Source organism: Shewanella oncorhynchi, from assembly GCF_030848765.1.
In the GTDB taxonomy this organism is placed as follows: Bacteria; Pseudomonadota; Gammaproteobacteria; order Enterobacterales; family Shewanellaceae; genus Shewanella; species Shewanella oncorhynchi.
Genome location: NZ_CP132914.1, coordinates 2,973,491 through 2,988,071 on the forward strand (window position 1 = coordinate 2,973,491; position 14,581 = coordinate 2,988,071).

Annotated in this window: 15 protein-coding genes; 6 read left to right on the forward strand and 9 right to left on the reverse strand. The window is 44.2% G+C overall.

The window, feature by feature from the left end; genetic code table 11:
* Positions 1–71: 71 nt before the first annotated feature.
* Genes RA178_RS13420 through hinT form a run of 3 tightly spaced genes read right to left on the reverse strand, consistent with a single transcriptional unit; the run spans position 72 to position 1,436 of the window.
* A complete protein-coding gene (locus tag RA178_RS13420; RefSeq protein ID WP_306682245.1) occupies positions 72–569 on the reverse strand; it encodes a PaaI family thioesterase in 498 nt (165 codons plus the stop codon).
* Entirely contained in the window at positions 556–1,083 is a 528-nt protein-coding gene (locus RA178_RS13425; protein WP_028760303.1) for a PaaI family thioesterase, read from the reverse strand. The genes RA178_RS13420 and RA178_RS13425 overlap by 14 nt, the downstream gene beginning before the upstream one ends.
* Positions 1,080–1,436, reverse strand: coding sequence for a purine nucleoside phosphoramidase (hinT, locus tag RA178_RS13430; RefSeq protein ID WP_006081303.1), 357 nt, complete (start codon positions 1,434–1,436; stop codon positions 1,080–1,082). The genes RA178_RS13425 and hinT overlap by 4 nt, the downstream gene beginning before the upstream one ends.
* A 144-nt stretch (positions 1,437–1,580) precedes the next feature.
* On the opposite strand from hinT, the gene RA178_RS13435 reads away from it, so the two are divergent.
* Positions 1,581–3,347, forward strand: coding sequence for a M61 family metallopeptidase (locus tag RA178_RS13435; protein ID WP_306682249.1), 1,767 nt, complete (start codon positions 1,581–1,583; stop codon positions 3,345–3,347).
* A 117-nt stretch (positions 3,348–3,464) separates the two neighbouring features.
* Here RA178_RS13435 and RA178_RS13440 read toward each other — a convergent pair whose 3' ends face one another.
* On the reverse strand, positions 3,465–4,100 hold the full coding sequence (locus tag RA178_RS13440; protein WP_306682251.1) for a LuxR C-terminal-related transcriptional regulator: 636 nt from the start codon (positions 4,098–4,100) through the stop codon (positions 3,465–3,467).
* 297 nt (positions 4,101–4,397) lie between these two features.
* Between RA178_RS13440 and RA178_RS13445 the strand changes: the two genes are divergently transcribed.
* Complete coding sequence (locus RA178_RS13445; RefSeq protein WP_263255307.1) at positions 4,398–5,144, forward strand: cytochrome b/b6 domain-containing protein; 747 nt, start codon at positions 4,398–4,400, stop codon at positions 5,142–5,144.
* A 92-nt stretch (positions 5,145–5,236) separates the two neighbouring features.
* Here the strand turns inward: RA178_RS13445 and cctA are convergent, their stop codons facing one another.
* The 3 genes from cctA to RA178_RS13460 all read right to left on the reverse strand — a co-directional run bounded on the left by cctA (position 5,237) and on the right by RA178_RS13460 (position 7,639).
* Positions 5,237–5,587 carry a tetraheme c-type cytochrome CctA gene (gene cctA, locus RA178_RS13450; protein WP_105252823.1) on the reverse strand — a complete coding sequence of 117 codons (351 nt, stop codon included), beginning with the start codon at positions 5,585–5,587 and terminating at the stop codon, positions 5,237–5,239.
* A 510-nt stretch (positions 5,588–6,097) separates the two neighbouring features.
* On the reverse strand, positions 6,098–7,180 hold the full coding sequence (locus RA178_RS13455; RefSeq protein ID WP_028760308.1) for an AI-2E family transporter: 1,083 nt from the start codon (positions 7,178–7,180) through the stop codon (positions 6,098–6,100).
* Between the two features lie 225 nt (positions 7,181–7,405).
* Positions 7,406–7,639, reverse strand: a complete 234-nt coding sequence (locus tag RA178_RS13460; protein WP_306682254.1) for a sulfurtransferase TusA family protein — start codon at positions 7,637–7,639, stop codon at positions 7,406–7,408.
* Between the two features lie 111 nt (positions 7,640–7,750).
* Here RA178_RS13460 and bepA point away from each other — a divergent pair, with 111 nt between their 5' ends.
* The 4 genes from bepA to RA178_RS13480 all read left to right on the forward strand — a co-directional run bounded on the left by bepA (position 7,751) and on the right by RA178_RS13480 (position 12,384).
* Positions 7,751–9,220 carry a beta-barrel assembly-enhancing protease gene (gene bepA, locus RA178_RS13465; RefSeq protein WP_198572697.1) on the forward strand — a complete coding sequence of 490 codons (1,470 nt, stop codon included), beginning with the start codon at positions 7,751–7,753 and terminating at the stop codon, positions 9,218–9,220.
* 128 nt (positions 9,221–9,348) lie between these two features.
* Entirely contained in the window at positions 9,349–9,699 is a 351-nt protein-coding gene (gene arsC / locus RA178_RS13470) for an arsenate reductase (glutaredoxin) (protein ID WP_105252827.1), read from the forward strand.
* 52 nt (positions 9,700–9,751) lie between these two features.
* Complete coding sequence (locus RA178_RS13475; RefSeq protein ID WP_028760312.1) at positions 9,752–10,126, forward strand: DUF2069 domain-containing protein; 375 nt, start codon at positions 9,752–9,754, stop codon at positions 10,124–10,126.
* Positions 10,127–10,428: 302 nt separating this feature from the next.
* On the forward strand, positions 10,429–12,384 hold the full coding sequence (locus tag RA178_RS13480) for a hypothetical protein (RefSeq protein WP_306682256.1): 1,956 nt from the start codon (positions 10,429–10,431) through the stop codon (positions 12,382–12,384).
* Between the two features lie 118 nt (positions 12,385–12,502).
* Here RA178_RS13480 and hda read toward each other — a convergent pair whose 3' ends face one another.
* Both hda and RA178_RS13490 read right to left on the reverse strand, forming a co-directional pair.
* On the reverse strand, positions 12,503–13,213 hold the full coding sequence (hda, locus tag RA178_RS13485; protein WP_168823935.1) for a DnaA inactivator Hda: 711 nt from the start codon (positions 13,211–13,213) through the stop codon (positions 12,503–12,505).
* A gap of 62 nt (positions 13,214–13,275) precedes the next feature.
* Positions 13,276–14,367, reverse strand: coding sequence for a DUF2066 domain-containing protein (locus RA178_RS13490; RefSeq protein ID WP_306682258.1), 1,092 nt, complete (start codon positions 14,365–14,367; stop codon positions 13,276–13,278).
* Positions 14,368–14,581: the final 214 nt, after the last annotated feature.

A 14,581-nucleotide genomic window follows, 5' to 3' on the forward strand; every position in this document is an offset into this window, starting at 1 on the left:
TAGGCTAAATAAAGCATTCTCAATCTAAAATAGTGAATCAGTCATGCTTCATCAATCTAAACTTAATCAGATTAATCAATCAAAAAATGTGCCCGTGCCGTAGCAATAAGCTGCTTACGATTGGTTTGCCAACAATCAATATTCACGTTGGCGACTCGTCGACCCTGACGGGTAATACGACACTCAGCAAAACTATCCTTGTGCAGACCTGCACGTAAATAGTCGATTGAAAAATCAACGACTTTAGGCACCTTTGCTGTTTGCATAAATACCATTAACTGCACTATCGCTGACATTTCCATAAAGCCCGCAATCACGCCGCCATGAATAGCGGGCAACACAGGATTACCGATATTGTCGTCTTTAGCGGGCAATTTAAAAATCAGTTCATCACCAAAACGCTCCACCTTCATGCCAATAAATTTGGCATAGGGAACGTGCTCAAGTAAATGGCCAAAATCATTAAGTTCAGTGGCGCGTTTAACTATCCCTTGCACATCAATAGGCGCTTTAACCTGTGAGTTTTGAGTTGGACTGGCTGCATCTAGTATCGAATTATTTGCGCTCATCACTCTCTCCTATCGCAGGCACGGCTTCACCCATTAACGCTTGCCTAAAGGCATCACCGACCATTTCAGGGCTTATCCGCATAAAAGAGCCGACGGCATGGGCGATGGGATCGTCAATACTGTCTTGATAAGCAATCGCGCGGGTAAAGGCAATATTAGAAGACAACTTGTAGCATTCAGCAAAACCAAATACAGGCTTATGGGGCTGAGCGGGCTTCATGTAGTCCACCCGCAAATCGAGCGTAGGTGATATTTCTAATAATTTGAATTTATGGAAAATAGCGCTCACGACTGCACTGCCACACGCGGTATCCATTAAAGTAGTGATCACCCCGCCATGGATAACACCGGTATCGGGATACCCAATTAATTCAGTGCTATAGGGCAACTCAATCAACACATGGTGCTCACTCGCCTCCAATACGGTTAAACCGAGACGGCGACACTGGGCTAGTTGATCCACAAACCGCTGCGCCATTTGGGTCAGCGGGAAAAAATCCGAATTGACCTTCATTTGCCTTGGCTCAACATGGGCCCCAGAGGCTCCCCGCCCACAAGGTGGAAATGAATGTGATAGACTTCTTGTCCACCGTGTTGATTGCAGTTCATGATCAGTCGGTAGCCATCTTTAGCGATACCCGCTTCCGCCGCCAATTTCGCCGCAACCGTCATCATACGGCCAAGTACTGGCTCATCAGAGGCTTTCATGTCGTTCGCCGTTGGGATCAAATGATTCGGCACAATCAAAATATGCGTTGGCGCCTTAGGGGAAATGTCTCTAAAGGCAGTCACAAGTTCATCTTGATACAGAATATCCGCGGGAATTTCGCGACGAATAATTTTGCTGAAAATAGTTTCTTCGGCCATGGGGCGTCCTCCTTGGGTTAGTTGGCATAGTATACTAGCAATTCAATACTTTGTGTCTGCAGATATTTTGCTTTTCATTTGCCAGTTGCAGGCATTTTTGGCAGCATGGCCACCATTAAAACACTCAGGTTTTGCAGGATAAATATGATCCATTACCAGATAATCCCCGTCGATCCGAAAGCCCATTTATTCGCTGTTACTATGACATTATCACAACCCAAGCCAGTGCAGGTCTTTAGCCTACCCGCTTGGCTGCCAGGCAGTTACATGGTGCGCGACTTTGCCAAAAATATCATTGAACTCAAGGCACAAGATGCACAAGGCCAAACGCTTAAGCTCACCCAACTAGATAAGCAAACTTGGTCGGTTGACCATAATAGCAGCGAAATCATTCTGACTTATCAAGTGTATGCTTGGGATCTGTCGGTGCGCACCGCGCATTTGGACATGACCCACGGCTTCTTTAACGGCAGTAGCGTGTTTTTATCTGCCCATGGTTTTGAAGACACTTTACACACCGTCTCTATAGAGCCACCCACAGAGCCAACATTAAGTGACTGGCGCCTTGCTACCAGCATGACTCGCACCAGTGGTGACGATTTTGCCTTCGGCCAATTTTCAGCTAAAAGCTATGACGAGCTCATCGATCATCCGGTGGAAATGGGTTTATTCACCTTAGGGAGTTTTGATGCCTGTGGCGTGAGGCATGATATCGTACTCAATGGTCGCCACCGTGCTTGCATGCCAAGGCTCTGCCAAGATTTAAAGGCCATTTGTGAGTATCAGATTAACTTCTTTGGTACGCCTGCACCGTTTAAGCGTTATTTGTTTATGACCACAGTATTAGACAATGGCTTTGGCGGTTTAGAGCACAGAGCTTCTACTGCATTAATGTGTTCACGCAAAGACTTACCACTGTCGCTCGATATGCCAGTCAATAACGACTATCGCACTTATTTATCCCTGTGCAGCCACGAGTATTTCCACAGCTGGAACGTTAAGCGTATTAAACCTGAATGCTTTTTACCCTATAAACTTGAGGCAGAAACCTATACGCCACAATTATGGGCCTATGAAGGCATCACCTCCTATTACGATGACTTTCTTACCTATCGTGCAGGTCTGGTAGATGAACAAAGCTATTTAGATATGCTGAGTGAGACCTTCACCCGTGTCTATCGCAGCCAGGGACGCTTTAAACAAAGTGTTAAGGACTCAAGCTTTAATGCTTGGACTAAGTTCTACAAGCAGGATGAAAACGCACAAAATGCCATCATCAGTTATTACACTAAAGGGGCTCTGTTTGCGCTGTATTTAGATTTAACCCTGCGCAGCGAAACCCAGGGCAAATACAATCTCGACCATGTTATGCAGATTTTATGGCAGGAATATGCTCTGCAAGATAAAGGCACCACAGATACTTGCCATCAAGCCATCGTTGAACGACTCCTTGGTCGTGATTGCCAAGATCTGTTTGCCTACTTAGATAGCACTGACGATATTCCGTTAGCGGCTTTACTCGCCGAATTTGGGGTCAACTTGAGTCTTCGAGCCAGCCAAGGCCCGCAAGATGTGGGCGGTGGACAAGTGAAAGGTTATGAGATTACATTCGGCGCGAAAACCCAAGCAGCACCTATAGGATTAAAAATCGTGACAGTCACCCAAGGCAGCCCTGCACACCTTGCAGGGTTAAGTGCAGGTGATGTGTTAATTGCCGCGGATAACCTACAAGTCACAGGACAATTTGAGGCGCAGCTACAGCAGTATCCGCTGGGTGAATCCTTGAATTTACATTGGTTTAGACGGGATGAATTGATGACGGGTGAATTGATGATAACTGCCGCGCCTAAGGATACTGTCGCCCTATCCATTCGTGACAAAAGCAAAATAGCGGCTTGGCTTGGACGTTAATAGACTTTCGGCTTAAGAACACTTTTGAGAAATAATAAAAGGGGCTTTAGCCCCTTTTATCTGAGATAAGACTTAACTTAAACGTATATACGTTTGTATATCAATACTGATATCGACTTAAACCACCACATCGTGCAAATAGGTTTGTGCCCACGCAATCGCTTGACCACGGCTAGACACTCCAATTTTACGGAATACTCGGTACAAATGGGTTTTTATCGTGCTTTCACTGACAAACAACTGATTGGCGATATCTAAATTAGTACTTCCCGTCAACAATGCTTGTAATACTTCACGCTCACGGATAGTTAACGGTTCAGTGTCTTCGAACAATCCAAAATCATCATTTACCCCATTAATGAGCTGAATTGGGATGACCCTATGACCTCGTAAAATATTCGAGAGTCCTAGGCTTATTTCAGTTAAACCTGCATCAAGATAAAACACCCCTGCAGTTGTGGCAGCTTGCATTAAAAAACGTGCATCCACTTGTTTAGGGAACTGTAAATAGACAACTCGCACACTCGGTTGCTCACGGGCAAGTAAACGTTGAAATTGATGGGCTTTTTGAAGATCAACAGTCGCTAAATCGATCACGACCATGGAGGCATTATTATCTTTGATTTTCTCACACATCTCATCAGGGCTGACTTGGGTCAACTTAACGAGAAACTCCTGCGGCCAACGTCCTGCGAGCAATTCTATCAATACTTGCGATCGTGACACTACAATCCAATGTAATATTTTGAACATCCTGCTCACTCCCTGTCTGGTTAACGATTATTCACTTTAAGGATCTAAGATCCTCCAAATACGACTTCAACATCCGTTCAATAGACTTCCAAGTCTACCGTGGTCACGATATTAGCATTAGATAAAACAGATTAAAAAGACTTACGTAAAAAATATTTACCGTACGCAAATCAAAAACTTCTAACACTTTCGTTGACTACACTATCAATCAGAAGTCTTAATTGAAACTGAAAAAAGTTACTGAAATTTTAGGATAAAAGCGTAAGATCATACCAACACAAAAAATAAGGAAATTCCATGTCCAGCAGTAACCCCACCGCTTTTGAAATAAAATCCTATCCTGTGTGGGACAAACCGACGCGATTATTTCATTGGATTAATGTCATTCTTGTACTCGCACTCATCTTAGTCGGTGGCATCATGATGTATCGCACTGAGCTAGGCATATCTGAGTTAACAGGTAAAATTGGCTTGAAAACTTTACACGTGTGCATAGGATATGCGTTTGCAATAAACCTCATCGTCCGCCTTGTGTGGGGTTTTATCGGTAACAAATATGCGCGTTTCAGCCACATGTTTCCCAATGCTAATAGCAAAAGCGAATTAATAGCTTATAAGACTGAATTAGCCGCGGGGAAAAATCCGCAGTATTTAGGTCATAACCCTAAAGGTAAATTTGCCGTGCTGGCCATCATGTTGCTATTAGTGACCATAATGATCACTGGACTTTTGCGTGCAGGTACAGATATTTATTATCCGCCGCTAGGTAGTGCTGTACAAAGTTATCTTGCTGATACCAATGTCGAACCAACAAGCTTAAAACCCTATGATGCAACGGGTGTGAACGCAGAAAAAGCGGATGCACTTAAACCAATGAAAGGATTGGCAGGTCAAGTGCACGTCTATGCGGTTTATCTGTTGTTACTGCTGATGTTATTACATGTATTCGCGGTGATTTATACTGAAGTAAAACGTCAACCAGGGATTATTTCAGCCATGTTTTCGGGTAAAAAAATCATCCAAGGCCAACCCAAAGATGAGTAATGAGTGACTTTAGTCATAAAAATAACGCCAGCATTTGCTGGCGTTATTTATTTAGATTTGAAGGCTCACGCCAACGTTTCTAACATGTTTGATTATTTTTTCAGAACAGTTGCTGGGGTACGACCATCATCATGGCAACTTTCACAGGTAGGTTTTTGACCGACATTCATATCATGTACCGCATGACAATCTGCACAGACTAAATTACCGTCATGTGGCTTATGCACAGCGTCCATTTCAGCATAGGTACCATGACAACTTTGGCACTGTGCAAATTCAAAGGCACCATCCGCAGAAGGTGTACCATCTTTATGACAGCTTTCGCATCCACCCGACTCAGCATGGAAATCAGACAATTTTTGATCTGCAGCAAATGCGGTTGGCGACAGCGCTAACGCTGCAAGACTTGCCCCGAAAAGCGCACTTAATAGTTTTTTGCTCACAATAGTATCCTCCAATGGCGATTGTCAGTGGAAATTCTTGTCAGGGTGACTTCCATCTCTCAACCAAAATAAATAGCACGACTCGATATAACTTAGCTAAGGATGAACGAATAAGCAAACCCAAACTAAGCGACACAACTTTATCAACATACTCAAGGGTAAAATGTGCGCTGCATCATGTAACCACATGCTTATATAAGAGTTTTACATCTACCTAACCTAGAGGCTACATAATGTAAATCCCTAAACTGGCAAGCGACAGAATAAATCCCCCTTAATCTAAAACTAAAAGCTCGATTCATGGTGATACTTAAGACAAAGTGATAATAAAAAGGAATGACAATAAGTGAATGGGTACAGAGTACTAGACGAGGATGCTTTAAATAGTGAAGGCACAACATTCAACCAAAACGCCTCTGGCACTTAATTCAAATGCCAGAAGGAATTAGCGATAACGGTTAACTCGCCCACTATAACCAATGATACAAATAGCTATTAGACAGGTAGGCATCAACTCGCATCAAGTTTATTGTCAGCCTCAAGCTCTGTTTTAGGCCAAGCGTTAATCACGGCTTTGACCAACGATGCCAATGGAATGGCAAAGAATACTCCCCATACACCCCATAAACCGCCAAAGACTAAAACGGCCGCTATGATGATCACCGGATGTAAATCCACCGCATCGGAGAACAAAATAGGCACGAGTAAATTACCGTCGAGCGCCTGAATAATACCGTAACCCAACATTAAATAGCCAAATTCAGAACTAAAACCCCACTGAAAAAATGCCACTAGGGCGATAGGTAATGTAACTAGGGTTGCACCGACATAAGGGATCAATACCGATAACCCCGTTAACACACCAAGCAACGCCGAATATCGCAGTCCCATCAAGGCAAACAAAATATAAGTTGCGACACCAACAACCACGATTTCGATCACTTTGCCACGAATGTAATTAAAAATCTGTTGGTGCATTTCAAACCACACTTTACGGGCTAACTGGCGATTTACGGGAAAAAATCGCTTACTGCCGCTAATCAGTTGGTCTTTATCTTTTAAAAAGAAAAACACCAGTAAGGGCACTAAAATCGCGTACACCATCAAGACGAGTAAAGAAGCTGAATAACCGATTAATTGCTTAGCAATATCCAACACATGTTGAGTATCGAGCAGTTTTTTAAGCTCACCAACCATCAGATCTAACTGCTCTGGATTGATAAATCGTGGATATTGATTGATCAGCGTTTGTATTGTCAGCAGGCCTTTATCTATCATGCTAGGCAAGTCGGCAATTAAGCTAACACCTTGACGCCACACACTCGGAATTAAGCCAAATGTCAGTAAAACCACGATTCCCAAAAACAACACAATAACCAAGGACGCACCAGCGGTGCGATTAATCCCCAATTTAAGCATTTGCGCCACAGGCCATTCCAATAGAAATGCCAACACAAGAGCGACCAACAGCGGAGCAAGTAAACCTGCCGCAAAATAAATCACTAGCGCAAGCCCGACAAGAATAGCCATTAAGGTCACAGCTTGTGGATCACTAAAGCGCTCTTGGTACCAACGAGAAAAAACAGTAAACATGGATCATTCCAATAGTGATGGTTGGCGAGGCTTCCCAAACGCTCAGGAAAGTTTATTTATCATGATGTTATTCGAGACTTTACTCAGTTAGACTTTCGCTTCTACACGTCAGCTAAATCAAAAAATAAACTGATAGGAGTAAACAACCTAGCCTGAGCGGTAGTCTGGCTCAGAATTAAGCGATTAATGTTAGTCTAAGAGGATTTAAACATAAAAATCCTCAATTTATCTCTGAGATAGATCAACTTTGGTGACCATCAAGGCTAACAGACTTGCATCATTACGCAACTCTTGCACGACATGCCCTTGTTTTTTTAAATATTGGGGAACATCTCGCCGCGAACCAGAGTCTGAGAGTAAGATATGCAACTGCTCACCCTCTCGCATTGGCTTCAATGCAAGCTTCACTTTCACTAAGGGTACTGGACAACGAAAGAGCGTTAAATCAATAAAAATCATAATGAACTTGCTATAGACGAACTTGGGCCATTATCCTAAGTTGCACCTCAAACTACAAGCTAAGTGCAGTATCTGCCTTTAGTTGAGATAATTAGAAATAAAAGGATCCGCTTGCGTAACTTGACTTTTTTGACTCGATTCAAACCTTTTGTTGCAGGCGCACTCTCCTTGATGCTGCTAACCTTCGCCGCCAAAAGCTTTGCCAACAATGACTTACCGGATTTAGGTACGGCCGCAGTTAACACCTTCAGCCTTGAAAAAGAAATGGTTTACGGTGATGCTTATATGCGCATCATTCGCTCATCGGCACCTATGCTAAATGACCCCGTGTTGAGTCAATATCTTACCGAGCTTGGCAATAAACTGGTCGCCCATGCCACAGGCGTAAAAACGCCGTTTTATTTTTTCCTATTACAAAATGATGAAATCAACGCCTTCGCCTTCTTTGGTGGCCATGTTGCCGTGCACACAGGCTTATTTCTCAATGCCGACAATGAAAGCGAACTCGCTTCAGTATTAGGCCACGAAGTGACTCACGTTACTCAACGTCACCTTGCCCGATCCCTTGAAGCACAGCAAAAAAGTAATCCTGCAACAATTGCCGGTTTACTCGGCGCCATTTTGTTAACGATTGCAGTACCACAAGCAGGTATGGCGGCACTTGCGACAACCCAAGCTATGGCAACACAATCGAAAATCAACTACACCCGTTTGCATGAAAAGGAAGCCGATCGCATCGGAATGCAAATTCTAGTGGATGCAGGCTTTAATCCTAATGCTGCAGCGGATTTCTTTGGTAAATTAGCCAGTCGTTATCGCTTTACCACAACACCACCACAAATGTTATTAACTCACCCATTGCCTGAATCGCGGATCACTGAAGCCCGTAACCGTGCCGAGCAATACCCTAAACGTTATATCCCTGATAATCTTAATTTTCAGCTAGCAAAAGCTCGTATTCAAGTCCGTTTTTCCAGCTATAGCGACGAAGCAGTATTAAGCATGTTTGATCGGCAGCTCAACAAACAGACCTATACCTTCAAAGAGGCAGCACTTTATGGCAAAGCGCTGGCTTTATATAGATTGAAGAAGTTTAATGAATCAGAAAAAATCGTCGATGAGCTGTTAAAAATCGATGATAACAACCTGTTTTATATAGACACTAAATCTGATTTACTGATCGAACGTAAGGACTATGCAAAAGCGATTACTATGCTCGAAGCCCAGCGTAAAATGAAACCAACGTCTCAAGTGATCAATGCCAACTTAGCCAATATATATATCGAAGCCGATCAAGCCCCCAAAGCAATCCCTTTGCTGGAAGATATGATTTTCCTCGATAAACAAAATGAACTGCCTTATCAATTGTTGACTATGGTGTATAAAAAAACCGGCAATCAAGCATTGGAATATTTTTCCACCGCAGAGCTGATGGCCTTAGGTGCTAATTATAAGGGCGCAATCGATCAACTTAACTTCGCCTACCGTGCATCCGAAAATAATCCATTACAGCTTGCACGTATTGAAGCACGTATTCGCCAGTTTAAAATGGCTGATAAAGAAATGGATGCGCTTAAGTAATAAGTTGGTTTACAAATAGATTAAAGACAATAACCCATTTATGCGCCCCGAACACACTGACGGGGCGCGGTTTTTTCTGTTATTATCCGCGCCATTGTTATTTCAGCCCGTATTGAGCCTCTAGTACTATGACCCAAGCGACGATTTACCATAACCCACGTTGTTCAAAAAGCCGTGAAACCTTAGCTTTACTCGAGCAACAAGGCTGCGACATTACCCTAGTGGAATACTTAAAAAATCCCCCTACGGCTAAAGACATCGGCGACATTCTGGCTAAATTAGGCATCAGTGCTCGCGAATTAATGCGCACCAAGGAAGCAGAATATCAAGCCTTGGGACTTGCAGACTCATCACTAACAGAATTGCAGTTGATTGAGGCTATGGTCAACACACCTAAACTCATCGAACGGCCAATTGTGCTCGCCAATCAAAGCGCAGCCATCGGCCGCCCTCCTGAGAATGTGCTCACTATTCTTTAACCCATGATTTTTAAACCAAAATGGCTTTTATTTTCAACCCTTAGGTAGACTTATGACGTCCAACACCTTATTTATCCTTAGCCGTTTAGGCTACTTTGCGCTAGTGCTGCTATTAGGCGGTTGGTTTGTTGGCCAAGGGATTAGCGGTGAATACACCCTGCTATTTAGCCTCTTATGGATAGTGCCGTTATTACTACCCGCAAAGGGAGTTTTCCAAGGTAATCCATACACTTATGCTTGGGCGAGTTTTATTCTGTGCTTATATATGTTACATGGGCTCACCCTGCTTTATGTCACCAATGACGCCTTCGCTTTTGCCTTAATCGAAGTATTATTGATTGGCGTACTGCTAATCGCTTTCCCATTTTATGCCCGCATACGTGGTCGTGAACTGGGATTAGGCCTGAAGAAAAAATCTAAAGAATAGTCCGTTCAATATATTTTCAGTGCCGTCTTACCTTGCTAGGTATGGCGGCATTTTTTATATTACAAGACCAAACCTTGGCTCAAATATCCCTTATGATCTCAGTCTGAATACCCATTTCAACCTTAGTTTCAACCTCCGTTCCGACGTCAATTCCCATCACGACAAAATTAACACTTATTATACTTACACTGACTTTTTGCAACTAAGTGCCCGTGTTATAGTCAGTTTCTCACGGTATAAGCGTCCCATGACGCCACAAAAGTCTAAATAGCACAGCAGAGTTAACAAGGGAGAATGGTGTAATGGGAATGTCGATACCACTGAAATTTTTCGGATTTATGGCCTGCTCGGGCCTACTTGCGGCATGCGGGGGCGGTGGTGATAGTCAACCAGATGATAGTGTAGTCACGCCCCCCTCCACTTCACTAGCACGCTGCACAGATAGTATTTCGCCACTCATTACCACCACGTCATCCTCAATTCGCTTTCAAACCGAGCCAAATTATGTGGCGGGTCAATCCAGTACTATCATTGCCAATATCCTAAATCGTGACAGCCAAGACTTAACCTTCCGTTGGCAGCAAATCGATGGCGCTAACATCGCACTCGTCAGTCAAAACAGCCCGGTATTAGCCTTTGATACTCCCACCGCAGGCGGCTACCGTTTTAACTTGCATGTGACGGGCAGTAATCTAGATGTCACCGGAGAAATTGGCATTAATGTCGATCCCGCATCGACGGGTATGCTAAACGTCCGTCAAGATCACCAAGTGGTTGAAGGCAATAATGTGAGCTTAAGACTCGGACAACAATCGGAATTAAGTGCAGCAAATATCTCTTGGTGTATAGCATCTGGCCCAGATTTAATGGTCGATGTGAGCGATCCGTTTAGACCCTTGTTTACCGCGCCAACGGTCACCCAGGATACAATCACTCGCCTCAAAGTGAATGCCAACGTCAATGGCAATCAGCTTAGCGATGATGTCTTTGTGCTAACAACCTCGGCGCCAGCGATCAGCTCACCATACTTCGATACCCCAGTTGCGCGCACCCATGCCTATCGTCCGGCTTCACCTTACGCCAATGTGCTAGCAAACTGTGTTTACTCCAATCAGCTTAATGATAGCTGCACTATCAATACCTTACCTTTGATAGGTCAAACCTCAAGCGATCTCAATCACGAGACGATTCTAAATCGAGTACTGGTTTCCCACGATTGGATGGGTGATAACTTTGCCGCTTTCTTAGCCCAGATGGACCCCAACAGCGATTTTGCTCGCCTATTACAATCCGTCACGGCCGTGGTGATTAGCTATGATGTACGCCCTTCTTTTTATTGGGTAGTCACAGGGGCGATTTATCTCGATCCCAATGATTTATGGCTTACGCCAAGCCAACGCGACACTATTAATGAAGCGCCGGATTACCGCAGTAATTTTGGAAATGATCTTAACTTTGTGATGCCTTGGCGTTATGTAAAAGATAACCAATATGCCTCCCTTGGCGTGCCTATCACCGTCAGAGCAAACCGCACATTAGCGCAAATCAACCCCGATCTGGCCTCCTTGTTGTATCACGAACTCGCCCATGCCAATGACTTTTTTCCACGCAGCGTGCATGCCACACTCACAGGGCCAAGACTGTTAGATGACTACAGCCGCCGCAATGCCAACAAGAGTCTAATTTCAGATCAAGTCAGCAAAACCTACCCATTAACGAGTACTGAAATGATGGGACTTGCCAATGTTAGTTTCCTCGGCGCAGCGGCGAGTAATGTGCAAAAGACCTATCAAGCATCGGATGTCAGTACTTTCTTTTCTGCCGATATCGCCAGCGACTTCTATGCCTATTCCAGTACCCGTGAAGACACGGCCATGTTATTTGAGGAAGCCATGATGAGTTATCGCTATCAAATATTGCGTGATGTCGCCGTCACCAATAAACCTGCGATATTAACTGCGGATTCGCTGATTATTGACTGGGGACAAAGGGGAAGAATTGCGCAAGACAGTCTAGAAAATCGCGCCGCGTTGGTGATTGATGAAATGCTGCCAGAGCTTAATGGGATCAGTCTGATCGAAAGCCTACCCGAGCCAATTAATATGGTGCAAGGTCAAAGCTGGCGTCAAACACTGGCAATATCGCCTGCGAATACGCATCTCAAAGGCCAAAGCAATGCAGCTGCAATTAATGCCGAGTCTCGTTTTGAAGCCGAACTTCGCTTAAGTGGTGATCGTCACCAACATCCACAACAATAGCGTTTTAAGTTTTAGATAAACAAAAGCCCGTATGTATTCAACATGACGGGCTTTACTCTTTTTGGCTTTAATGCCAGTAGATTTTGTATCTTCAGAACGAATGCAAACCATGCAGTATCTAAAGGTGCAGCATCTCTTTGGCAAACGGAATCGTGAGCTTACGTTGATGCACTAATGAGGCTTTATCTAACTTATCCAATACATCAAACAAGGTCCGCAAATCCCGCGCCATACGGTTCAGTAAAAAACGCCCGACATCTTCCGGTAATTGCAGGCCACGCATAGCGGCGCGGCGTTGCAGTGCAGCAAGTTTTTCATCATCTGCCATGGGTTGCAGTTGGTAATTCAACCCCCATTGCATACGTGAAACAAGATCTGGCAAGAGGAACCCAGCATCCGCAGGAGACGAGCTGCCGCTGACTACTAAGGCGCAATTCTTATTTTCTGCGACGCGATTGTAGAGATCAAAAATCGCCTCTTCCCAAACGGGGTGGCCGGCGATGGCATCGACATCATCGATACAAACCAAATCCAACTGTTCTAGGCCTTCAAGCAATGCGGTCGAAATACTCGCATGTATGCCTAAGGGAATATAAAAGCTGCGACGCTCCACTTCATTAGCGTGCGCGCAAGCAGCGTGCATTAAATGGGTTCGACCCGATTTAACTGGGCCCCACAAATAGATGGCGGCTTCACCATGCCCTTCGGCATTCGCTCTCAATTTTTGAATAAGTTCATCATTACCCGCGGCGGGGTAATAACTATTAAAGGTTTCGTCGTCTGGCAAATGCACAGGTAACGAGAGTTGCAGAGGTGAGTTTAAGGGCACTCGGTCTTCTCAATATTAAATAAAAACAATGCCGTGCTTAACTAAACACGGCCGATAACATCTTAATATAAACGCCATTCATACACAGGTTTGCCAGTTTGATTAGAGACAGGGCTAAATTCACCTGCACTCACAGGTGCGACCACAGAAATACGCGGCTCTAAGCTTAATAAGCGTTGTAAATCCGTCTCTGAGCCAAATAAATCTAACGAGAAAGTCACAGTATTACCTTGAATATGCGTTAACGTAGCATTTTTAATCGCGCTGAGTTGCTTCAAATATTTTTCAACTTCAACTAATTGCGCCATTTTTTGGATATTAACGAAGGTAACACTCGCACCAAGCTGAGTACCAGTATCGGCAATCGCATACTTAGTAAAATAGTATTCACCTAACGCCGCCATCATAGCGGTAATCGCTTGGGCCGAATTTTCAGCAGTACCGTTGTAACTGAATAACGGTGGCGTCAAAGAATCAATGGTAGCCTTAGTATAAAGATTTAAACGATAACGAACCTGATTCCCGGCGGCATCAATTGCCACTAGCGCCAAAAAGTCAGCTTGATAGCGGCCAGACACACTCGCCACGATGTCGGCAAACATCCCTTTAATATCGTTAGGATTTATACCCATCAACTCATCAAGATCTAAGATAGGCAAGAGTACAGGTATACCGCGGGCATAGGAAAAATCGCTAAAAATCTTACGTTCGGCTAACGCAGATGAGTCACCCAATATCATAGTGTCGCCATCACCAGGCATAGCGACCCAAAATAAGGTCAGCGGGCGTTGAGTTCCCCAAACAGGCAATTGTGCCTGACGCAGTAACGCCACTATGCGGCGGTGCTCAAAACTCGCGGTCAACAGCAATTGGCCATTTTGCTCGATATAACCATACTGGCTCAGCAAGGTATCAGGATTACTGAGCTGAGATTGGATCAGGCTGTTATCGAGGGATCGCGCAGTCCCAGTGTTCTTGATAATGACTTGCTCAAGTGCACTTTTTAAGGCTTTGTCGCGTTCAGCAACTGCGCGCGAAGACACAGGCACATTGGCCTCATCTAATTTACTCACCTCAACAGCATTGACGCTATTAATCGTGAACAGACAATATAGAAATGCAATTAAGCTCGGCTTCAATAGGAATTTCAGCATCTTTGAGTAGTTGAAGTAGCGTCAGATGAGGCAAATTGTACCATAGTTAGCGCCTTAAGCGAGTCTTGCCAAAATTTAGCCCCATTTCCGTGCCTGCCATAGCACAGAAAACCCAAACAGTGATCAACGTCGGCAAAACAGGCGATTTTCTTCTGCTCAAAATCCAACAAACTGTTATCATTTGGCGGTTTACCCTAAATTAACGAGAATAATA

Excerpts from the sequence above, each read along its gene's own strand:
- RA178_RS13420 (WP_306682245.1), bottom strand. The coding sequence starts at position 569 with ATGAGCGCAAATAATTCGATACTAGATGCAGCCAGTCCAACTCAAAAC.
- RA178_RS13425 (WP_028760303.1), bottom strand. The coding sequence starts at position 1,083 with ATGAAGGTCAATTCGGATTTTTTCCCGCTGACCCAAATGGCGCAGCGG.
- hinT (WP_006081303.1), bottom strand. The coding sequence starts at position 1,436 with ATGGCCGAAGAAACTATTTTCAGCAAAATTATTCGTCGCGAAATTCCC.
- RA178_RS13435 (WP_306682249.1), top strand. The coding sequence starts at position 1,581 with ATGATCCATTACCAGATAATCCCCGTCGATCCGAAAGCCCATTTATTC.
- RA178_RS13440 (WP_306682251.1), bottom strand. The coding sequence starts at position 4,100 with ATGTTCAAAATATTACATTGGATTGTAGTGTCACGATCGCAAGTATTG.
- RA178_RS13445 (WP_263255307.1), top strand. The coding sequence starts at position 4,398 with ATGTCCAGCAGTAACCCCACCGCTTTTGAAATAAAATCCTATCCTGTG.
- RA178_RS13455 (WP_028760308.1), bottom strand. The coding sequence starts at position 7,180 with ATGTTTACTGTTTTTTCTCGTTGGTACCAAGAGCGCTTTAGTGATCCA.
- RA178_RS13460 (WP_306682254.1), bottom strand. The coding sequence starts at position 7,639 with ATGATTTTTATTGATTTAACGCTCTTTCGTTGTCCAGTACCCTTAGTG.
- arsC (WP_105252827.1), top strand. The coding sequence starts at position 9,349 with ATGACCCAAGCGACGATTTACCATAACCCACGTTGTTCAAAAAGCCGT.
- RA178_RS13475 (WP_028760312.1), top strand. The coding sequence starts at position 9,752 with ATGACGTCCAACACCTTATTTATCCTTAGCCGTTTAGGCTACTTTGCG.
- RA178_RS13480 (WP_306682256.1), top strand. The coding sequence starts at position 10,429 with ATGGGAATGTCGATACCACTGAAATTTTTCGGATTTATGGCCTGCTCG.
- RA178_RS13490 (WP_306682258.1), bottom strand. The coding sequence starts at position 14,367 with ATGCTGAAATTCCTATTGAAGCCGAGCTTAATTGCATTTCTATATTGT.